We start from the raw sequence: 21,259 nt of genomic DNA on the forward strand, positions 1-21,259 counted from the left end.
ACTGTTTTCTATTCAAAAGTAGTGTTAGTTGTTCTATTAACTATGAGTAAAAACGACAATGTAAGAGGGTGGATACGACAGGTTGTTGATTCGTTGGTATATTTAACGACTATAGAGATAAGCCACATAGCATAAAACAACAATAATTAAAACAAGTATCAAAGCTGAACTATAGATGATTCCATATGCTATGGGAGTTATGTTTGAATTGTTTTTATAGCGGGATATTAAATAATAAGATCCTGTAACTAATAATATAAATATTATGGGCGTTAAGAAAAAAATATCATGATACTTGAACGTATAAAAAGTTAAGAAATTTATACCAGCGGTTAAAGTAAAGGATGCGATAAAGCGTACTGCTCTCATATAAAATATAGAGGTTAGATTCTAATTAATGGATCCAGCTATCTACTTTTGTGGATGTCCATTGATTGTTTTCAAATCTATAAAGTAATACATATCCATCGCCACATAAAAAAGGCTTACATAAGGAGCGTATACATATAAGAGCAGTCTTTTTATCTTTTGAAAAATAAGGCAAGGAGAAGACGTACCAGTTGTTTGTATTCTCGAGATTAAAACCCAGTCTCTGATTGTCCCATCTGAAGTTTTTGAGTCTCCTTTTTTCAGCAAGTATGTATTTTATATCACCTTTAGTCAGACATTCACTTTCTATAGGATTTGGAAACACAGTTGATGAAATTGTAAACGGTTCTGTGGGGATTAATATTTTGATAGAATCGCTTTTTACAACTGTTTGTGTTGAGTCCTGTATTAAAGAAGTATTTTTTGTAGTTTCTGTTTTTATTGGTTGGCTTGTCCTTTTCAAAAACCTCCATAAATAAGAATCATCTTCTGTAGTTGAAAGATCTTCATTGGGCTTAAGTGTTAAACCGTAACTATAGTCTAGCTTCTGATCTTTTTCCACCATCTTTATAAAATCATACAGATATTGATTGGTATCAACAGCAATCGGAGTTGTGTCCGAAGCGATTAAAATACTTGCTGTAACTTTTGGATCATTCGAATGTTTTTCTGCACATGCGTAAAAAAATATAACAAGACATAAAATTAAAAAAGTAGAAAATTGACTTTTCATATATTTTAGATAATTGATCTTACTAAACCTCCTTCAACACGAATCGCAGCTCCATTCGTAGCGGAGGCAAGCGGACTAGTGTAATATACAACCGTATCCGCTACTTCTTCTACAGAAGCAAAGCGTTGTATCAAAGATGTTGGTCGCATGTTTTTGAAGAAGTCTTTTTCAACCTCTTCAATAGAAGTATTGTTCGCTTTAGATAAATCTTCAATAAATGTACCTACACCTTTTGATTTTGTTGGGCCGGGTAAAATAGCATTCACTGTAACGTTGGTGCCTTTCGTAAGTTCGGCCAATCCTCTGCTAACAGCAATCTGTGCAGTCTTTGTCATTCCGTAATGAATCATCTCATCTGGAATAAATACAGCAGATTCACTGGAAATAAAAATAATTCGTCCCCAATTCCTTTCTAACAATTTTGGAAAAACATGCCTGGATAGTCGAATGCCACTCATTACGTTTACTTCGAAGAAACGAAACCAATCCTCATCCGGAATATCAACAAAAGCTTTAGGTTCGAAGATTCCTGCATTATTAATCAATATGTCGATTTCAGGAAGAGCTTGTATAAGTTTGTTCACATCTTCAACCTTTGAAAAATCTGCAGCAATACCGGATACTTTTGCTTGTGGAACAGCAGACTTTAATTCCAGAATAGCCTCGTCAATACTCTTAGTTGTTCTGCCATTAATAATGACCTGAGCACCTTCCGTAAGAAGTCTTTTGGCTATTGCAAAGCCTATGCCTGCTGTAGAGCCGCTTACAAAGGCTATTTTATCTGAGAGTTTTAAATCCATACTGATTGAAATGAAAAGATGAAGATGGTGTAATTTGAAATTTATTTTTTGATAACAGCCTTTGCCTTTTTTACAGCAGCTTTCTTTGCAGCTTTAATCTCAGCATTTGCAATATCTTCTTTCGCTCTGAAGATTGTTATTTCTTTAATAAGTTTTACAGGTAATGGTTTGTCTAATGGAAATTGTACAGCTCCTTTTGAACTTTTATATTCAGTAAACTGCTCTTTAAATACTCGGATTCCGGAAGAAGTAGGGTAGAAGCCTATATGATTTTTGTAACCAGCAAAATATACCAATACAGTATGCAGTTTAAATGCCGGCATACCATAACTGATCACCTCTTGTGCTTTAGGTACTGCCTTACTGATTACAGTTCGCATTTGACTTAAGAGCTTCTGCGTTTCTTCCGGAAAGGAAGCAATGTATTCGTCAATGTTTTCAGCTTTCTGCATATTGGTAAAAAATAATCGTAGACTAAAGTATTATACGCCGAACTGTTTTAAATGATGATCCAGATGTTTGTAGAACATGTTATTCCATTCATTTTTTGTAAGAATACCAAACGAGTGTGATTCTTTGTTATCAAAATACGATTCTCCTAATTCCTGTGTTTTTCTGATGTGATCGCTCAGCCGTATTTTTTCTTTATGAAAGTCTCTTTGGCCTTTGATGATAAAAGTAGGAGAGGTCATTGAGTTTTTTTTGTAAGGCTTTTCATTTACAACCTGATCTTTTACAAAAGCCTTCAGAAAAAATTTCATGATGGCATTGGGTTTAGGATACTTCTCTTCTTCATAAACCAGTTCGTAGGGTACGTTGCAATGTGCAAGCATGGTACTCACAGACATTTTTCCCCACAAAGCCTTTGAATCTGTATTTAGATTGTCGATACGATTTAATGTTTCAGTTACTACAGCGTTATTGAAAATGCTTTTCATCAGTGTGTATATTAAGTACGATCTAATAATTTACTGTTATATTAAGTTATGCTTTATAATTCAAATTATTAATAAGCATCTTAATTTTAATTCAATAATTTATAGCTCACAAAGGCAAAGCGTCTGCTGTCGGGCGACCATGACGGAACATTGATTGTGCCTTGTCCGCCAAATAATTTCGCAATTACTTTGGGTTCTCCGCCATCAATCGGCATCAAACGCAAGGTTACATCTTTGTTTGCCGGGTGACCTTCCACTTCGGGTGCATACGACACAAAAACAATATACTTTCCATCTGGCGACGGATGTGCAAACCAATCATTGTATTCATCAAAAGTTACCTGTTCCTGATCCGAACCATCGGGCTTCATTCTCCAGATCTTCATTTTACCCGAGCGTACGGAGTTGAAATAAATATATTTACCGTCTGCTGTATAATCCGGCCCATCATCTAAACCTTTTGCAATTGTCAATTGAATTTCTTGTCCACCTTTCGCAGGAATTGTATAGATGTCGTATTCGCCATTGCGCTCTGCACAATAGGCCAGTGTATTTCCATCCGGCGACCAGCCATGCCAGTAGGATGGAGCATTTGGGGTAATCAGTTTGGGTTCGCCTCCTTCGATCGGAAGTACATAAATCATCGATTTGCCCGATTCTTTTTCATGGTGACTGATAACCAATTCTGTATTGTCTGGAGAAATACCGTGATCATTGTTGCAACGTGTTGCAAAATCTGTGTTTACTTTAACAGGATTGCCGCCTGCAGGAGAGATTCTGTAAATTTCTCCTTTCATATTGAACAATAAAAAACTACCATCTCTTGACCAGTTGGGTGCTTCAAAGTTTCCGTCGGCCTGGTAAATTACTTGTCTTGTTCCTGAATCAAGAGAGAATATTTCTAAGGTACTTTGTACCAACACGACTTCTTCTGTTTTTTCTAATTGGCAACTTAAAAGAAAGCAGGGAATACTAATTAAAAAAGCTAAGCGTAAAAACATATGATATATAGTTTGATTATTGGTTGGTCTATAGCAAATATAAACTATTTCTTAAAATAAAAACGGCTGTCAATTTACATCAACAGCCGCTCTCTTAAAACTTATTAAATATTACGTAGAACTTATCCCATTGCTATGGTGTAAGCGTGGATCGTAAAATACGTTCCAACAATGCCCATGCCGATCATTAAGTAAAAGAATATTTTACGCGTAGATGCTTGCTGTATCACTAAACTGATCGCACCAAATACGATGCAGATCTGAAGGAATAAACTTGATAGGTCGTACATATCACCAGCGTCGCCTAATTTGTCAGCTTCCTCATCCCATTCTTTAGCGCCAATTGTAGTGCCTTTCTCACCTGTTTTTTCATCTTTTAATGCCCACTTCTCTTTGTCAATATTTGCAGAACCGTTTAGTATTTCTTCTTTCTCCAAATCATAACGTTTGATCTGCTTCGCTTTTGCAAGTTTAAAAGAATCAACAACATTTTTATGTTCTTCTTTGATCGAGTTTGTTTTCTCTAATGTATTCAACAAGTCCAGCTGATTTTCGGCTAAAGTTCCTTTAATACTTTTAGCCTGATACCAATTGTACATTTTAGTTTGGTTGTTGTGTGCGATCATTTCATCGTCACCATAACGGCCTGCACCCAGGTCATTGATTGCTAATACGGCTGCAAAAACTGCGATTACAACACCAATAAATAATTCTAAATTTTTAGCTTCCGGTGCAGTACCCTCCTCATTTGTTTCCATAAAATATTACTTCTGATATTTGTTTACGTTTCTGATACTATCCAAATCTGTTATATGTAAATGCTTATTTCGTTCATACAACATCAACATCAAACCATCTTTCAAACCTACTTCGGGAACAAGCATGTGTTTTGCTTTTGCAAATTCCATTACACTCGTATAAATTTCAGATGCAGGAATGATGACATCGGCACGGTCACTGTTTAACATCAATACATTGATACGGTCTTCGTAGCTGTATTGAGAAACATTATGCTGAACTTCTTCAATCTTTTTAAGCGAAATGATTCGCTTGTCTTTTTTATTTCTTTCTGTGGAACCAAGTTCAAATATCTTACCGATGTTACCGCCTGTACCAATTGCTGTAACCGGCTTCGGTAGCTTGTCGATGTTATCTTTTACCCATTGTTTCATTTCTGCCCACTCTTCAGGAGCATCCAATCCTTGCAATCTTCTTACAGAGCCGATCTTAAAAGAACGTGCTGCAATTTTTTTTCTGTTTACAAATAAATTTAACTCTGTACTACCACCACCCACATCAATGTGAATGTAGCTGCTGTCATCAAGTTCGTTATGTAAAACCGTATTGATTAATTCTGCTTCTTTATCACCGTCAATGATGTCGATGTCAACACCAACAAGACCCTTTACTTTTAATACAATGTCTTTCCCATTCTTCGATTCACGCATAGCAGATGTTGCAGTAATCATGTAATCATCTACTTCATACAATTCAAACAAATTCTTGAATGTTTGAATAAGTTTGATAAACTTCATTTCTTTTTCTGCAGAGATCATTCCCAGGCGGAATACATCTTCTCCTAATCGCAACGGGAAACGCACGTATTCCATTTTCTTAAACATTATCATGCCATTATATTCCAGGATTTTGCTTACCTGGAAACGAATAGCGTTTGATCCAATATCAACTGCAGCAAGTTTCACGATGTCGTATTTAGTAGTAGACTATATTCTATCAAAAATACATAGATAGTCTTGCTTTTAAAAGCGATTTACAGTCTTTGTGTTAAAATGAAAATGCTGATAATTAGAGGTTCAACGAATGGTATAGTTTTCCACCACGGCCGAATCAAAATGCTTCTAAAAGATTGAATGTTATGGATTTGAAATTAAATTCAACGCAAATGTGTTGTATGATTCATGTAGGAAGTTTCATTTAAATGAGTTGTCTTTCAGGCAACAAGTGTGTAGGTTTGTAATTCAGGCTTTTATGTAGAAAGGAATAGTTATGACAAAGGCAGATATTAGAAGTGAATTGTCCAAGCGGATTTTGATTTTGGATGGTGCAATGGGTACCATGATCCAACGATATTCATTGGAAGAAGAAGACTTCAGAAACGATAAATTGAAAGATCACGATCATCCGTTAAAAGGAAATAATGATTTGTTGAGTTTTACACGTCCGGATGTGATCAAAGCAATTCATACCGAATATTTAGCAGCGGGCGCAGACATTATTGAAACAAATACGTTTAGCGGTACAACCATTGCACAGGCAGATTACCGCTTAGAACATATGGTGTACGACATCAACTACTATGGTGCAAAAGTTGCGCGAGAAGCAGTAGATGAATTCATGAAAAAGAATCCGGGATCACCGCAGCGTTATGTTGCGGGCGCGATCGGACCTACGAACCGTACGGCTTCTATTTCTCCGGATGTAAATGATCCGGGCTACAGAGCAGTAACGTTTGATGAATTGGCAAAAGCATACAAAGATCAGGCGATCGGATTGCTTGAAGGTGGTGCAGATCTGTTATTGGTTGAAACCATTTTTGATACATTGAATTCCAAAGCTGCTATTTATGCAATCATGGAATTGTTTGAAGAAACAGGGAAAGAAGTTCCGTTGATGGTTTCAGCTACCATTACAGATGCCAGCGGTAGAACGCTTTCAGGACAAACAACCGAAGCGTTTTTAATTTCTGTTTCACACGGACCGCTATTATCTGTTGGTTTGAATTGTGCCTTAGGTGCGAAAGAACTTCGTCCGTATTTACAAGTATTAGCGAAAGAAGCGCCGTTCTTTGTAAGTGCGTATCCGAATGCCGGCTTGCCAAATGAGTTTGGTCAATACGATGAAACACCTGCGCAGATGGCAGAGCAGATAAAAGTTTTCCTTGAAGAAGGATTGGTAAATATTTTAGGAGGATGTTGTGGTAGTACGCCAGACCACATCAGAGCAATGGCAGAAGTAGCTGCAAAATTTGCTCCACGTAAATTAGAAGAAGTAGAAGCGTAGTTGAATAAGTAAGGATAATGAGTTACAAAATTGGTAAATTAAAATTAAGCGGATTAGAACCACTTATTGTTGATAGAGATTCAATCTTTGTAAATATTGGTGAACGTACCAATGTTACAGGTTCAGCTAAGTTTTTACGCTTGATCAAAGAAAATAAATACGAAGAAGCAATTGAAGTTGCATTGGATCAGGTGCGCGGCGGCGCGCAGGTGATCGATGTGAACATGGATGAAGGGATGTTGGATAGCGAGGCTGCAATGGTTCGCTATTTAAATCTGTTGGCTTCTGAACCTGAAATTTCACGTGTACCTGTGATGGTCGATTCATCCAAATGGCATGTGATCGAAGCTGGTTTGAAATGTATTCAGGGAAAAGGTATTGTAAACTCCATCAGTTTAAAAGCTGGTGAAAAAGAATATTTAGAGCAGGCACGTAAAATTAAAAAGTATGGAGCGGCGGTTGTTGTAATGGCTTTCGACGAAGACGGACAGGCTGATACATACGACAGACGTATTTCTATTTGCGAGCGTTCATACCGTTTGCTTGTCGATAAGCTTGACTTCAATCCGAACGATATTATTTTCGATCCGAATATTTTTCCGGTAGCAACAGGGATTGATGAGCATAAGAATTATGCATTGGATTTCTTCAGAGCTACACGCTGGATCCGCGAAAATCTTCCAGGTGCACATGTGAGTGGTGGTGTAAGTAACGTGTCGTTTTCTTTCAGAGGAAATAACACCGTACGTGAAGCAATGCACTCTGTGTTTTTGTATTATGCCATCAAAGAAGGTATGGATATGGGTATTGTAAACCCCGCCATGCTTGAGGTGTATGAAAACATTCCGAAAGATTTATTGGAACGCGTTGAAGATGTATTGTTGAATAGAAGAGACGATGCAACCGAACGTTTATTGGAATATGCAGACCGTGTTAAAGGTACAGATAAAGTTCAGGTTAAAGATCTGGAGTGGAGAAAAGGTACCGTTGAAGAACGTTTAACCTATGCTCTGGTAAAAGGAGAAATTGAATTTATTGATGCGGATACCGAAGAGGCCCGTCAGAAATATGTGATCCCGCTAAAAGTGATTGAAGGTCCGTTGATGGCCGGTATGAACGTAGTAGGGGATTTGTTTGGAGTAGGGAAAATGTTTTTACCCCAAGTAGTAAAGAGTGCACGTGTAATGAAAAAATCCGTTGCGTATCTGATGCCATTCCTCGAAGAAGAGAAAGCAAAGAACGGTGATCAGCGCAATGCCGGTAAAATATTGATGGCAACGGTGAAAGGCGATGTACACGATATCGGTAAAAATATTGTAGGTGTTGTGTTGGCGTGTAATAATTATGATATCGTGGATATCGGTGTTATGGTGCCTGCTGCTAAAATATTAGAAACAGCCATTCGTGAAAAAGTTGATATCATCGGACTTTCCGGTTTGATCACTCCGTCTTTAGATGAGATGGTTACCGTGGCGAAAGAGATGGAGCGCGCAGGTTTCAAAATTCCATTGTTGATTGGTGGAGCAACGACTTCCCGTATACACACTGCTGTTAAGATCGACCCGAATTACAGCGGTGCTGTTATTCACGTATTGGATGCATCCAAAGGCGTACCTGTTGCGAGTAAGTTGTTGAGTGATGATGCAAGCGAAGGCTTTGTAAAAGAAATTAAAGCGGAATATACACAGCTTCGTGAAGATTACGCGAACAAGCGTGAAGATAAAAATTATGTAACGTACAAAGAAGCATGTGCGAATAAATACGCAGTTGATTGGGATGCGGCTAAAATAGTTACTCCGAAACAATTGGGTACCTATTCCTTAAATGATTTTTCACTAGCTGAGATTCGTGAATACATAGATTGGACTCCATTCTTCCAGACATGGATGTTAAAAGGCAAGTATCCGAAGATTTTAAAAGATCCTGTGATTGGAGTTGAAGCAACGAAGTTGTATGCAGATGCCAATGCATTGCTGGATAAAGTGATTGCAGAGAAATGGCTTACCGCACATGCTGCGTATGGCTTATATCCTGCATCTGTTGTAAACGATGATACGGTTGAAGTATATACCAACGAATCAAGAACGGAAGTGACGAAGAAGTTTCACTTCTTAAGACAGCAAGGTAAAAAGGGTAAAGACGTTCCGAATATTTCCTTAGCGGATTTTATTGCTCCGAAAGAATCCGGTAAAAAAGATTACATCGGTATGTTTGCAGTAACAGCTGGTATGGGTATTGAGCCACATCTGGAACGTTTTGAAAAAGACCACGATGATTATAACAGCATTATGCTGAAAGCCATTGCAGACCGTTTAGCGGAAGCATTTGCAGAATGTCTGCATGCGAAGGTTCGTAGAGAGTATTGGGGATATGCATCCAATGAAACATTGGACAACGAAGAACTGATTAAAGAATCATACGACGGTATTCGTCCGGCGCCAGGCTATCCTGCTTGTCCGGATCATACTGAAAAACCGGATCTGTTTAAATTGCTTGATGCAACAAAAACTACGGGTATTATTCTTACTGAAAGTATGGCGATGTATCCGGCTTCTTCTGTTTCAGGGTTTTATTTTGCCAGTCCGGATGCCAAATATTTTGGCTTGGGTAAGGTTGCTAAAGACCAGGTTGAGGTCTATGCCAACCGAAAAAATATGAACCTTTCGACCATGGAAAAGTGGCTGGCTCCGAATTTGACCTACGACGTTTAATAAATATTCAAACTTTTGAATTTTATCCCTGTTCATCCAAATGGACAGGGATTTCTTTTTTTTATTAAGAAAATCAATTCATAGAGGGCATTATTCAAAATGGGATATCGGAATAGTACAATTATTTACTTTGGCTGTTGGGATTGGTAAAATCAATTTTTAAAAATAAAATTATTACGCTATAAGTTCTTGTATTTGAAATTGTTGCTATATGAATGCAATCTTCAATTTGTATTTTTCTAATGAAGTATTATATAATTTGTATATAGAGTTTCCATTGGAAGAAATAATAATAATCGCATTTTATTGCAATTTGAGGCTTTTTTAGTTAATTTAGTTTTATAATACCTCCTAGGATTATCCAATCGCAAATAGTGGTTAATTCATTTTTGTAATTAAATAAACATATTTGCTTGACTAAAGTTAAAAATTCTATCGTTGCCCAACGGTAGAATTTTTTTTTATATATCAATTAAAAAATCATCTGAATCAAATTGTAAAATATTTCTGAAGTACAAATTGTTGATAACCTCATCGTGAAAAATATTTTATAAATCAGTTGAGTGATGTGCATAACTCTGCTACGTGAAGTGAATTGTAAATCATACCACGTACATAGAATAATCTTTTCATGAGTGTTAGTAAAGTTGATCATTCGTATAGAAGGAATTGAATTACGTGCATAGGATTCGGGATGATTTATGTACTTTTGTAGTATTACTAATGAATGAATAAATGAAGGTTACCGAACACATTGCTGAAGCAAAAGGCAAAACATTATTTTCAATTGAAATACTACCTCCGCTTAAAGGACAAAATATAAAATCGATTTTTGATGCTATTGATCCATTGATGGAATTTAAACCTCCATTTATCGATGTTACCTACCACAGAGAAGATTATCAGATCAAAGAACGTGCAGATGGTACCAAAGAGAAGATCACTGTTCGTAAGCGTCCTGGGACGGTTGGGATCTGTGCGGCAATTATGAACCGTTTTAAGGTAGATGCCGTTCCACATTTAATTTGCGGTGGATTTAATCAGCAGGAAACAGAAGATGCATTGATTGATCTTCAATTTTTGGGAATTGATAATGTTTTGGCATTACGTGGTGATCCAATAAAATTTGAAGGAAGTTTTATTCCAAAACCGGGTGGCTATAGTTATGCTTCTGAATTGGTTTCACAAATCAAAGATATGAATAATGGAATTTATGTTGAAGAGGATTTATTGAATCCGACTCCTACAAATTTTTGTGTAGGTGTTGCAGCATATCCGGAAATGCATATGGATGCTCCTTCAATGGAAATTGATATTCAAAACCTAAAACATAAAGTTGCTTGCGGTAGTGATTATATCGTAACACAAATGTTTTTCGACAATAAAAAGTATTTAGACTTTGTTGCTATGTGCAGAAAAAATGGAATTACGATTCCAATTCTGCCTGGTATCAAACCTTTAACAACAAAAAAACAATTACAAATACTGCCTAATATTTTCCATTTAGTAATGCCTGAAGCATTGGTTAAGGAAGTGGAAAAATGTAAGGATGACGAGCAGGTTCGTCAGGTTGGTATTGAATGGGCTGTGCAGCAATCAAAAGAATTGATGCAGGCAGGCGTTCCTGTACTGCATTATTACTCTATGGGTAAGTCTGATACAGTTAAATCCATCGCTTCACAGGTATTTTAATGCAGACCATTGCTTCACATATCAAGCTTATTGAATGCCCCAGGGATGCCATGCAGGGTATTTTACCCTTTATTCCTACGGAAGTAAAGGCGAAATACATCAATACCTTATTGCGTTCCGGCTTTCATACCATTGATTTTGGAAGTTTTGTGTCTCCCAAAGCCATTCCGCAGATGAAAGATACAGCCGATGTGCTGGATCTGTTAAATCTGGATGGCGATCGCGCAGCATTATTATCCATCATCGCAAATGAAAGAGGAGCAGAGCAGGCCTTAACCTATCCGGAGATTGATTATTTAGGTTTTCCTTTATCGCTTTCAGAAACGTTCCAGCAAAAAAATACGAATAAGAGCATTGATGAAGCCATTCGTACTGTAGATGCGATTCAGCATTTATGTATCCGTCATCAGAAAAACTTAGTGGTGTATCTATCCATGGGCTTTGGAAATCCATACGGTGAAGCATACTCACCTTCAACCGTAATTGATTTTGTAAAACAACTGGATCAATTAGAGATCACAACAATTTCCTTATCAGATACCATTGGAAGTTCAGAGCCTGAACTGATTAGAAGTTTATTCAGAACGTTATTGGCTTCGTATCCGCATATTGAATTTGGTGCGCACTTTCATTCGCGACCGGAAACTGCTAAGCTGAAAATACAGGCAGCATTGGATGCCGGCTGCAAACGCATTGATTCAACGATCTTGGGTATTGGCGGTTGTCCGATGGCGAAGGATGAGTTGGTTGGAAATATTAATACAGAAGTTTTATTAGACGAACTTGAATCACGATCCATTCCTTCAGGGATAGATCGGAGATACTTCAATGATGCGTTGAAACAGGCATCTGAAATATTTATGAGATAACGCGGCAATGGCTGCAAAAATATATACGCACATGAGATCTAAAAAAATTGTCGTTGATATTTTTATTCCCTGTTTTGTTGATCAGGTATATCCTGAAACAGGTTTTAATATGGTGAAAATATTAGAACATTTAGGTTGTGAAGTGCATTACAATCCAAAGCAAACATGCTGTGGCCAGCCTGCTTTTAATGCAGGCTTCTTTGAAGAAGCGAAAGAAGTTGCGGTGAAGTTTCTAAAAGATTTTTCAACTCCTAATAGATATGTTGTTTCTCCGTCTGCATCCTGTGTAGGTATGGTATGCAACAGTTACAGCCGTTTGTTTGATTCTACATCCTATATATTGGATTACAAACGCGTGAAACAAAATACGTTTGAATTTACCGAGTTTGTAACAAAGATCCTGGGTGTTACCTCTATACCCGGTGCGGCTTTAGATGCAAAGATTACGTATCACGATTCATGTAGTGCATTGAGAGAATGTAAGATCAAGGAAGGCCCGCGTACGTTACTTAACAATGTAAAAGGCTTAGAACTTCTTGAATTAAAAGATAATGAAACCTGCTGTGGATTTGGCGGTACGTTTGCCGTTAAGTTTGAACCTATTTCAGTAGGTATGGCCGAACAGAAAGTGCGTAACGCAATGGATACAGGCGCATCCATTATTGTATCTACAGATGTTTCCTGTCTAATGCATTTAGATGGTTATATCAAACACAACAAGTTGCCGATTAAAACCATGCATATCTGTGATGTGCTTGCAAGTGGTTTGAAATAAAATGAATGCACTAACAATACCACGTTGTTATAATTCATAATCCATAATTTATAATTCAAATTTTATGCCTACCTATCGTCTATTAACTTTTGAAGAACTGACGGAACTTGAAAAAGAATTTGTTGAATACCTTGTATTGAATGGTATTACAGCAGAGGATTGGGTTAAGATGAAAGCGGAAGATAAAGATGGGGCAGAGCAGATCATTGAATTGTTCAGTGATGTGGTTTTTGAAGGAATTATGCGAAACGTAATGTATCTGGAATATCGTGCAGAAAATTTTGTACACGCATTTCAATGTTTGACAGATAAATTGGTATTGGTTGCAATGGAATCGGAAGACGATTCTGCTGTGAATTTTTTAGATTCAGCATTTATAGAAGCTTCAGCAATTAACCCTCCGGATAAATTAATTGTACGCACAACTTCCAAATCATATTCTAAAACAAGAGAACGTGAATTGTTTGATATGATACAGGCGGGCTGTACCATATCGGACGGTGGTTTGTTTAAGGCGTTGTGTTTGAAGTTGTAAATAGATTCTCTATTGTTTTAATATGAAAAAACTACCCATATATCTGTTTACAGTTATTACATGTTTTTTATCTGTTTTTTCTGTACAGGCACAAAAAAAACAATCTGCAGATACAACATTATTCTATCTCGAAGATGTATCATACATTGATACGGTTCATTTGCATGTTTTTTATAAAATCAAAAAGTATATTAGGGCAACGCATGAGAAAAAAGAATATTTCACTTCTTTTGAAACCCAAGATAATTTGATGTATCAATTATTTTTGGTTTGTCCGGTTTATGATACGACTAAAGCCTTCGATTACACTCCGGAAGATACGCTTATGATGTTTCAGAATGAAGATTTTAGTTATAGAGAAGATTTTGGCAAACCTGTTAACAATAAGATATATGCGTATATAGGATATGTTTTTGAGAAAGCAATTGATAACAAACTTACTGTTGCTCAAAAAAAAATCAGCTAAAAACGACTTTGTAAAAAATGCTACTAATGAATATTATGAAATGTCTTGGAAGAAAAAAATAGAGTACTACGAACATATTGATTCCGGCTATGAATATGAAAGTTATTTAAAGGCTATAAATTCTAAAGAGAAAAGAAATCCAATCATTCTTCTCCCTAAATACGAACCGTTTAAACAATAAAACCTCATGCAATTTTTCATACTTCTGATTATTATTTTTTCATTTCGAATATTAAAGTATTGCAAAGAAAATGAATATTATTTGTGGGAATATATAACGTTCCGATATTTTGTTCCATTAAATGAGGAACGTAGACGTATTCTTGATTTGCAATTTCCCTATTACATAAAAATGAATGAAAAAGATAAGGAGGAATTTAGAAATCGCGTTCAGCATTTTATTACGAATAAACGATTTGAATCTGTTGACAATATTGTGATAACTGAAGAGATGAAGGTCATGATTGCTGCTACTGCTGTTCAGATCCTCTTTAAACGGAAAGCATATTATCTTTCAAAATTTGATACGATTTTAATTTCTAAAAACTTTCCGGTACAGCTTGATAAACTTCACACAAACAGATCCATTCAAATATCCTGGGACGAATTTGAACAAGGATATAAATCCTTAACCGATGGTTTTAATCCTGGAATTAAGACGATGGCAATGGCTCTGGATCTGGAGCATCAATTTGGTGAAAATAAATTGTTTAGCGAATCGACCTACAAAGAATTTAATCGTTTGTATAAACAGGAAGCTGAAAAATATATTTTAAGCGGCAAGTCTAAATACGATAGTTATAGTAAAGTAGATCGTAGCGAATATTTTGCGGTAGCTGTAGAATATTTCTTTGAGCGTCCCGAACATTTTCAGGCCAATCTGCCTGCCATGTATTTGGCATTGTCTAAGTTGCTTCGCCAGGATTCACTTGGGATGTATAAGTACAAAGAGAAGTTTTTTAATTAATTGAATTTATTTTATAGAATGATTATGTTACGTTCTTTTATAACATCAATCTTATTGTTTGTAATTAATTTTAGCGTTTCTGCAAGATATTATGGGTATACTCGCGGAGGACGTGATACAAGACATTATCCTACTTATGTATGGATAATTGCTCTTCTTTTACCATTTATATTACTCGCTTCTGTGTCGCTCTATCATTATTGCAAAGCGTATGAATATAAACTATTCAAACTGTTTTTATATTTTGATCCATTGAGTGAAGGACGTCAACAAATTCTTAAAGAAAAGTTTCCATATTATAAAGTATTGAATCAAAATGCCCGACGTGAATTCAGAAAGCGTGTAAATCATTTTTTGATTAATAAAAAGTTTGTTTCAACGGATGAAATTGAAATTACAGAAGAAATGAAGGTGATGATTGCAGCAACTTCTATACAAATATTGTTTGGTAGAGAATCGTATTATTTATCCAGTTTCAATACGATCAATATTACAGCTAAAGACGTTACGAATCTAAATACGTTTAGAGAAACAAAACAAATTGAAATTTGCTGGGAGACATTCTCAGCCGGGTATTCATCAATAACGGATGGATATAATCCCGGATTGAAAATCATGGCTATGGCCTTGAGTTTAGAGTATCAGTTTAGCCAGAAAGGTATTTTTAACCGCCACACTTTTAAAACATTTGATAAACTGTATAAGCAACAAGCAGAAAAATATATCCAAAGCGGTAAATCAAAATACAACGATTATGATCAGGTTGATCGCGATCTGTATTTTGCAGTAGCGGTAGAGTACTTCTTTGAACGCCCGGAACATTTTCATGCCAATCAGCCTGCTATGTATTTAGCCTTATCTAAGCTTTTGCGCCAGGATCCATTGGGGATGTATAAGTATGAAGCGAAGTTTTTTTAGGTCGTAGAGTGTTATTCTAGGGGCGATGCCCCTAGTTTTGATATGTAAGCCTTTCAGGCTTGGTGGTGATTTTTATTCCCAGAAAAATACTGAATCATATTCTGTAAGTTGATGTTTTTTCATAAAGCTTTCAACTTCATCTTTAAAGGAAATAGTTTTATGATGTTCCTTTTGATTTAAGATATAGTTGGAAACCACTTCAATATTTGAGCTGCTTACAGAGAAGGCTCCATAACCGATTTGCCAGGTGAAGCCATCAATCCCTTTACTTTTCATCCATTTAGATGAATGTTTCTTGATTTCTTCTACGACCTTTACTAAGGTGTGATTTTTGGATAAACGGAAAAGTATATGAATGTGATCTGGCATAGAATTGATTTTTAGTGCAGGAGATGCATAACTTTTCAGTATCTCAGCAATATATTGATGCAATTCCGCTTCAATTGTTTCGGAAATAAAAGGGTATCTGTTTTTAGTTCCGAAGATCAGATGTATATACATCTGCGATAAAGATTGTCCCATTTTAAAAAGTTAGCTGATGAAAATATATTAAACTATGAAAAAAGAAAAGGCTGAAAGCCTTACAAATTATAACTAGGGGCAATGCTCCTCGCTTGTCAGATCCTAGGGGCGATGCCCCTAGTTATGATATGCAAGCCTTACAGGCTAGGTAGTAAAATTAGTATTAATTATTCTATTGTACTGTTAACTTTTATAATGAAATTTTGCTATGAAAAGACAATCAGGCTGTAAGCCTGAAATAGCATAGCTAGGGGCATCGCCCCTAGGATCTGATGGGCATCGCCCCTAGAAAAGTATATAGGCATCGCCCCAAGATTAAGTAAGTAGCACCCTAAAACGCCCGATTCACGCTCAACACCCATCTAAAATCTCCATAATTTTCTCCGGCAGTTGGAGTGTTGATCCAGAGAGGGAAGTCTGCACGGATTACAAGAGGAGTGATGTCGTACGGAGTAAATTTGATCGTCATTGCAGTGCCTAAGCCTGCATCCATTCTGAAACTACTCCAATAATTCTTCGTAACTACTTTATAATTTAAAATCCCTGCATCAAAGAAGCCATACATATCAAAATGAATGTTTTTTGTAAAACCTTTGGGCTTAATTTTTATGTATTTATCGAACTCCAATTCCAGATTTACTGAGCCTCCTGTTTGTCCGTTGTATGCATATACAATACTGTCGCCGTTAGAAGAAGAAACTTTTTCTGTACATACATTTCCTGCATAACCTCGTAGATTCAATCCGCCTCCGTATTGGAAATGATTGGTTGTGTTTTGATAGTTCAGCCAATCAAATGGAATGAACCCGATTGCACGTGTGTATTTGTTGTCGATCAGTTGTTCCTGATTTGCACCGGCTGCATATAAAGAACTTTCAAGCGGTACATCATTTAAGCCAAGCTGCGCGTACGCTCGTGTTTTTAGATCAAGCTTTTTAGTAAGTGCATAATTGTTTTTTGCTTCACCTGTGATCTGAGAATAGTTGTAATCGCTGGCAATGAATGGTGCACGAATAGAGATGTTAATTGTTCCGTTGCCTTTTGTATAAACGTATTTTCGCAGAATAGAAATATTGAACGATGCATTCACCCATTGTGTAGATTGATTTCGAACACCCCATTCCGTTGGATACAACAGATAGGGCTGATAATTATATTCATTTACCAAATACTTCGCAAATACAGAAACCTTTGTATATCGGGGATTAGACTGATCTTGTTTCCGGAATGTTTTTTCCAATCCTACAATACCTTTCCAAATGCCCGCATTGTACGCCAATTGTGTATTCGCATACATTTCTCTGGATACTTTGCTAAGCTGTCTGTTATAGATAGCATTAAAGGCAATGTATTGTGGATTAAGGTCTGTAGAATTTCTTAAGTTCTGGCCTAAAGTAGTGTTGCCCCACACACTCACATGGTAATTGTACTTGTTGAAATATTTTCCTTCCGCATGAACACCTACTTGCACACCATCAAACCCATTATACCAGATATCCGGTCGTATATAGTTACGACGGTACTTCCAGCTTTTTGCCTGAGGTACTCTGTGATCAAATTGCCAGGTACTGTTGGTTTTCTTTCCCCATTGATTGTTCGAATTATCAGAATCTGCAAGCAGCATTTCCGGATCAATGATCACAGATTTTATTTTTGAATCTGTTTCGAGTACGGTTGTATAAGTTGGTTGAAGCAGATCCCAGCCATACCATTTAGTTAATACACTGTCTTTTGTTGGTGGCACAAACCATGTATTGGGAATCAAAAATTTCTTTGTTGTGCCATCTTCAAATGTTACAATATATTTTAAGGGCATCTGCATTCTGCCAATGCGTTCAAAGGTAAGTTCGTATTTGAAGTGTTGATTGGTTGAAGAAATTTTCTTGACAGATTTTACTTTGTAGTCTATATTTTTAGAAGTCTCTAACCATTCATCAAAGAACCAGTTTAAGTCTGTTTTGGTGTATTCAATAATTGCATCTCTGAAATCTTCCGGATAGGGATGTGCAAATTTCCATTTTTGAACATAATGTTTCATTGCACCAATAAACAGCGAATCACCCAATACATATTTTAAATTGTATAACATGGTTCCGGCTTTGAAATAGACCAATCCATAATTACCGCTGTGACGCACAGCTCCATTGAAGGCGCAGGAGTGTGTGTTTAATGGTTCATCAAAATTTTCGGTTACATGATTTAAGTAAGGTGCGTATAAGTAATCGTTTCTGTTAATTGCAGAATCAAGATATTTTTCGATGAACTTATTGGTATGGGCACGGGCGCGTTTTGCACCCAAGAGCTTATCCATAGACCACACCGTTAAGAATTGTGTAAATCCTTCGTCCATAAACGCACGGTAGGTTTCATTCGAACCGACCATTCCGTAAAACCACATATGACCTACTTCATGCGATAGCAGATACTGATGCTGCGGATAGGTACCATTGTCTAAGGTAAGCATGGAGTATTCCATACCATCCTTTGCATCTGCAATGATGATCTTTGGCCAGTCGTACATGCCAAAATCGGTAGAGTAGGTTTTGATGATCCGTGCTGTGTATTCTCCGGATTGCTGCCATTTCGAAGCACTCTGTTCCTGAGCAAGTGTGATCACACGTACACCGTTCCATGACGTTTCACCAATGCGGTATAAGGGGTCAGCAGTGAAGGCAAAATTATGTACGTTGTCTGCATGGAAGATCCACGTTTTGGTTTTACCTTTTACTTTTGGAATAATAATAGATGGTTGTTCTCCGAATTTTTTGTTTGCAAAGTTTTTAATGTCAAGCTTCGCACGAAGGGTATCAGGTAAAACTTCTTTTTCATTCATCATTACACCCGTCGCATCCAATATATATTCCTGAGGAAGCGTCAGAGATACATCAAACGTTCCAAAGTCGTGATAGAATTCTTTGTCCAGATCCTGATCGGTCGTCCATCCGAATTTTTTGTCGTATACACAAATAGAAGGATACCAGAAAACACCATCAAAATGTTTGGTATTAAAGGTTTCATAAAACTTCATTCTCCGGCGCATACTGCCATTGTCATAGTACGTAGTGAATTTCATTGTTACAACCAATGAGTCTCCACTGAGCAAAGGTTTGTTTAAAAATACCTTTAGTATAGTGTTATCTAATTCGATTTTTACAGGTTGTCCGTTGACCTGTATGTTTTCAGTTATTGTACCTAAACCTTCCTGCTCATACTTGCCATACTTGATCGGTATTTTATTATTCTGATTTAAATTTTCATAATAAGATCCCGGTTGAGCACTATTTTGAAACAGATGGAAATACAATTCATTCAAATCGTTTGGAGAGTTGTTCCAATAGACAAGTTTAAATGAATTTCCGGTGATCGTATTCAATGAGTCATCAAGTGTCGCATCAATGGTATAATGTACATCTTGCTGCCAATAATCTGCTCTTGGGATTTTGTTTTTCCAGTAATGCGGATTTTCTTTCGATCTAAAAGAAGGTGTGATATTGTTCTGTGCAGTTGTGGTATATGCAAGAATGAATAAGAAACTTATAAATAGGTATTTCATAAATTAGTTTTCACAGTATTTATAAACAGCAGCTTTTGCCGCTAAGACATTTAAGCTATCTGCTTTGTAGAATAGCGTACAGGATGAAATGGAATCCTGATTACGTCGGGCAATTTCTCCTTTAAAATAATATGCTTCTCCTTTGTCGGGAAACTGTGCAATGACTTTGTTTAATTGACCGATAGCAAAATCTTCGTTGCTTTCATTGTAATGACACAAAGCTGATCGGATAAGCGCATCAGAAGACTTATGATGTAATCCATAGAAGCTCATGTATTGACGACGGGCTTCAGTATAATTCTTCATTTGAAAATTGATCTCAGCCTGATAGTATAATACACTGTCGTCCCGTTTTGCATCCGGATAGTTATTGATTTGACTGGCTGCAACCATTGCTTCTCTAAAATTTCCGATCTTTATATCAGTCCGGATCCGTTTAAGGCCAACTCTGCGCTTGTCTTCATCGGATTCGTAATTTTCAAATGCTCTGTTGTAATACATCGCAGCAAGAGAATCTATACTTTTCATTTTTCTGTAAAGATCGGCGCTCTCTTCATCCAGACTTGCATCTACAGCCTTTTTTTGTAATTCCAGATCGAAATAAAATAATTCAATCGAATTGTTGTGTGCGAGCTTGCTGTATATATCACCGACTTTTTCATTCACCTTTGGATTTTCTAGATCTTTCTCTAAGGATGAAAAGAAGTAGCCCATTGCCTCTACGTTATTGCCTTTTTGCTCTTCTTTTAAACCTTCTGTGTAATACTCGTTCGAAGCATACGCATTCATGAAATTATAAAACCACGCACATCCTATGATGAATACAAAAGCACCAATGCCCATATAAACATAATAGTTATTTAGTTTTTTTTGTGATGATGCTGAACGACTTGCTTGTGGTTTTTTATAATTCGTATAGGGGGCTTGTGCCTGCGAAGCTGGACGCTGTTGATTTGCAGCTCGTCTATATTGTTGTTGATTAGGCGGAGGTGTGCTTTGTGTATAATTGATGCGAAGATCGTATCGTTGTCTTGCCTGCGGGTTCGACAAGGTTTGATATGCTTCATTTATTTTTTTGAAATGTTCTTCGTAAAATTTTTCTCCGGGATGTTTATCCGGATGATACTTTTTTGCTAACTCTTTAAACGCTTTTTTTATATCAGCATCAGATGCAAAACGGGATACTCCTAATACTTCATAAAACGTTGATGCCATACGATTCTTTTAAACCTTGTAAAGCATCAAGATATAAAAAGCAGTTAAGTTCACAAAGTGAAAGAAACTGCTTTTATCAACCAAATGAAAAAAATGTGAGTTTTATTCGAAACCTCCAAGGATTATTAGTATGTGTGAAGGTTTAATTTATATGTAATCATAAATCCTTGGAGG

At 36.7% G+C, this 21,259-nt stretch carries 19 protein-coding genes; 9 read left to right on the forward strand and 10 right to left on the reverse strand.

The window, feature by feature from the left end; all coding sequences use genetic code 11:
• Nucleotides 1–394: 394 nt before the first annotated feature.
• From A3EE_RS0103545 to A3EE_RS0103575, 7 genes are all read right to left on the reverse strand, one after another.
• Nucleotides 395–1,102: a hypothetical protein gene (locus A3EE_RS0103545; RefSeq protein ID WP_018342056.1), complete on the reverse strand. Its 708-nt coding sequence runs from the start codon at nt 1,100–1,102 to the stop codon at nt 395–397.
• Between the two features lie 5 nt (nt 1,103–1,107).
• Nucleotides 1,108–1,902 carry an SDR family NAD(P)-dependent oxidoreductase gene (locus A3EE_RS0103550; protein ID WP_018342057.1) on the reverse strand — a complete coding sequence of 265 codons (795 nt, stop codon included), beginning with the start codon at nt 1,900–1,902 and terminating at the stop codon, nt 1,108–1,110.
• 41 nt (nt 1,903–1,943) lie between these two features.
• The gene (locus A3EE_RS0103555) at nt 1,944–2,354 is read right to left on the reverse strand and encodes an iron chaperone (protein ID WP_018342058.1); all 411 of its coding nucleotides are present in this window, start codon (nt 2,352–2,354) and stop codon (nt 1,944–1,946) included.
• A gap of 30 nt (nt 2,355–2,384) precedes the next feature.
• On the reverse strand, nt 2,385–2,840 hold the full coding sequence (locus A3EE_RS0103560) for a DUF1569 domain-containing protein (protein WP_018342059.1): 456 nt from the start codon (nt 2,838–2,840) through the stop codon (nt 2,385–2,387).
• An 86-nt stretch (nt 2,841–2,926) separates the two neighbouring features.
• On the reverse strand, nt 2,927–3,841 hold the full coding sequence (locus tag A3EE_RS0103565; protein ID WP_018342060.1) for a TolB family protein: 915 nt from the start codon (nt 3,839–3,841) through the stop codon (nt 2,927–2,929).
• Between the two features lie 122 nt (nt 3,842–3,963).
• On the reverse strand, nt 3,964–4,599 hold the full coding sequence (locus tag A3EE_RS0103570) for a DUF4337 domain-containing protein (protein WP_018342061.1): 636 nt from the start codon (nt 4,597–4,599) through the stop codon (nt 3,964–3,966).
• A gap of 6 nt (nt 4,600–4,605) precedes the next feature.
• Complete coding sequence (locus A3EE_RS0103575; protein WP_018342062.1) at nt 4,606–5,544, reverse strand: Ppx/GppA phosphatase family protein; 939 nt, start codon at nt 5,542–5,544, stop codon at nt 4,606–4,608.
• A gap of 304 nt (nt 5,545–5,848) precedes the next feature.
• On the opposite strand from A3EE_RS0103575, the gene A3EE_RS0103580 reads away from it, so the two are divergent.
• The 9 genes from A3EE_RS0103580 (at nt 5,849) to A3EE_RS0103625 (ending at nt 15,795) form a co-directional block, all read left to right on the forward strand.
• Nucleotides 5,849–6,862 (forward strand): homocysteine S-methyltransferase family protein, encoded by a 1,014-nt coding sequence (locus A3EE_RS0103580; protein ID WP_018342063.1) that lies wholly within the window; start codon nt 5,849–5,851, stop codon nt 6,860–6,862.
• Between the two features lie 17 nt (nt 6,863–6,879).
• Nucleotides 6,880–9,573 (forward strand): methionine synthase, encoded by a 2,694-nt coding sequence (gene metH / locus A3EE_RS0103585; RefSeq protein WP_018342064.1) that lies wholly within the window; start codon nt 6,880–6,882, stop codon nt 9,571–9,573.
• A 735-nt stretch (nt 9,574–10,308) separates the two neighbouring features.
• Nucleotides 10,309–11,265: a methylenetetrahydrofolate reductase [NAD(P)H] gene (gene metF, locus A3EE_RS0103590; RefSeq protein WP_018342065.1), complete on the forward strand. Its 957-nt coding sequence runs from the start codon at nt 10,309–10,311 to the stop codon at nt 11,263–11,265.
• Complete coding sequence (locus A3EE_RS0103595; protein ID WP_018342066.1) at nt 11,265–12,134, forward strand: hydroxymethylglutaryl-CoA lyase; 870 nt, start codon at nt 11,265–11,267, stop codon at nt 12,132–12,134. The genes metF and A3EE_RS0103595 overlap by 1 nt, the downstream gene beginning before the upstream one ends.
• 31 nt (nt 12,135–12,165) lie before the next feature.
• Entirely contained in the window at nt 12,166–12,909 is a 744-nt protein-coding gene (locus tag A3EE_RS0103600; RefSeq protein WP_033417516.1) for a (Fe-S)-binding protein, read from the forward strand.
• 64 nt (nt 12,910–12,973) lie between these two features.
• Complete coding sequence (locus tag A3EE_RS0103605) at nt 12,974–13,444, forward strand: DUF6495 family protein (protein WP_018342068.1); 471 nt, start codon at nt 12,974–12,976, stop codon at nt 13,442–13,444.
• A 22-nt stretch (nt 13,445–13,466) separates the two neighbouring features.
• Nucleotides 13,467–13,910: a hypothetical protein gene (locus A3EE_RS0103610; protein ID WP_018342069.1), complete on the forward strand. Its 444-nt coding sequence runs from the start codon at nt 13,467–13,469 to the stop codon at nt 13,908–13,910.
• Nucleotides 13,911–14,097: 187 nt separating this feature from the next.
• Nucleotides 14,098–14,877, forward strand: coding sequence for a zinc-dependent peptidase (locus A3EE_RS0103620; protein ID WP_018342071.1), 780 nt, complete (start codon nt 14,098–14,100; stop codon nt 14,875–14,877).
• 24 nt (nt 14,878–14,901) lie between these two features.
• Nucleotides 14,902–15,795 (forward strand): zinc-dependent peptidase, encoded by an 894-nt coding sequence (locus tag A3EE_RS0103625; RefSeq protein WP_157446870.1) that lies wholly within the window; start codon nt 14,902–14,904, stop codon nt 15,793–15,795.
• A 72-nt stretch (nt 15,796–15,867) separates the two neighbouring features.
• Here A3EE_RS0103625 and tnpA read toward each other — a convergent pair whose 3' ends face one another.
• The 3 genes from tnpA to A3EE_RS22155 all read right to left on the reverse strand — a co-directional run bounded on the left by tnpA (nt 15,868) and on the right by A3EE_RS22155 (nt 21,085).
• Nucleotides 15,868–16,317, reverse strand: a complete 450-nt coding sequence (tnpA, locus tag A3EE_RS0103630; protein ID WP_018342073.1) for an IS200/IS605 family transposase — start codon at nt 16,315–16,317, stop codon at nt 15,868–15,870.
• Nucleotides 16,318–16,648: 331 nt separating this feature from the next.
• A complete protein-coding gene (locus A3EE_RS0103635; protein ID WP_018342074.1) occupies nt 16,649–19,870 on the reverse strand; it encodes a M1 family metallopeptidase in 3,222 nt (1,073 codons plus the stop codon).
• Nucleotides 19,871–19,873: 3 nt separating this feature from the next.
• Nucleotides 19,874–21,085, reverse strand: coding sequence for a DnaJ domain-containing protein (locus A3EE_RS22155; RefSeq protein ID WP_018342075.1), 1,212 nt, complete (start codon nt 21,083–21,085; stop codon nt 19,874–19,876).
• Between the last annotated feature and the right edge of the window lie 174 nt (nt 21,086–21,259).

The sequence above is a fragment of the Cytophaga aurantiaca DSM 3654 genome, assembly GCF_000379725.1.
GTDB classification, from domain to species: Bacteria; Bacteroidota; Bacteroidia; order Cytophagales; family Cytophagaceae; genus Cytophaga; species Cytophaga aurantiaca.

Coding starts and splice junctions, on each gene's coding strand:
- A3EE_RS0103565 (WP_018342060.1), bottom strand. CDS start 3,841: ATGTTTTTACGCTTAGCTTTTTTAATTAGTATTCCCTGCTTTCTTTTA.
- A3EE_RS22155 (WP_018342075.1), bottom strand. CDS start 21,085: ATGGCATCAACGTTTTATGAAGTATTAGGAGTATCCCGTTTTGCATCT.
- A3EE_RS0103635 (WP_018342074.1), bottom strand. CDS start 19,870: ATGAAATACCTATTTATAAGTTTCTTATTCATTCTTGCATATACCACA.
- A3EE_RS0103625 (WP_157446870.1), top strand. CDS start 14,902: ATGTTACGTTCTTTTATAACATCAATCTTATTGTTTGTAATTAATTTT.
- A3EE_RS0103595 (WP_018342066.1), top strand. CDS start 11,265: ATGCAGACCATTGCTTCACATATCAAGCTTATTGAATGCCCCAGGGAT.
- metF (WP_018342065.1), top strand. CDS start 10,309: ATGAAGGTTACCGAACACATTGCTGAAGCAAAAGGCAAAACATTATTT.
- A3EE_RS0103620 (WP_018342071.1), top strand. CDS start 14,098: ATGCAATTTTTCATACTTCTGATTATTATTTTTTCATTTCGAATATTA.
- A3EE_RS0103600 (WP_033417516.1), top strand. CDS start 12,166: ATGAGATCTAAAAAAATTGTCGTTGATATTTTTATTCCCTGTTTTGTT.
- metH (WP_018342064.1), top strand. CDS start 6,880: ATGAGTTACAAAATTGGTAAATTAAAATTAAGCGGATTAGAACCACTT.
- A3EE_RS0103560 (WP_018342059.1), bottom strand. CDS start 2,840: ATGAAAAGCATTTTCAATAACGCTGTAGTAACTGAAACATTAAATCGT.
- A3EE_RS0103580 (WP_018342063.1), top strand. CDS start 5,849: ATGACAAAGGCAGATATTAGAAGTGAATTGTCCAAGCGGATTTTGATT.
- A3EE_RS0103550 (WP_018342057.1), bottom strand. CDS start 1,902: ATGGATTTAAAACTCTCAGATAAAATAGCCTTTGTAAGCGGCTCTACA.
- A3EE_RS0103555 (WP_018342058.1), bottom strand. CDS start 2,354: ATGCAGAAAGCTGAAAACATTGACGAATACATTGCTTCCTTTCCGGAA.
- tnpA (WP_018342073.1), bottom strand. CDS start 16,317: ATGGGACAATCTTTATCGCAGATGTATATACATCTGATCTTCGGAACT.
- A3EE_RS0103570 (WP_018342061.1), bottom strand. CDS start 4,599: ATGGAAACAAATGAGGAGGGTACTGCACCGGAAGCTAAAAATTTAGAA.
- A3EE_RS0103605 (WP_018342068.1), top strand. CDS start 12,974: ATGCCTACCTATCGTCTATTAACTTTTGAAGAACTGACGGAACTTGAA.
- A3EE_RS0103610 (WP_018342069.1), top strand. CDS start 13,467: ATGAAAAAACTACCCATATATCTGTTTACAGTTATTACATGTTTTTTA.
- A3EE_RS0103545 (WP_018342056.1), bottom strand. CDS start 1,102: ATGAAAAGTCAATTTTCTACTTTTTTAATTTTATGTCTTGTTATATTT.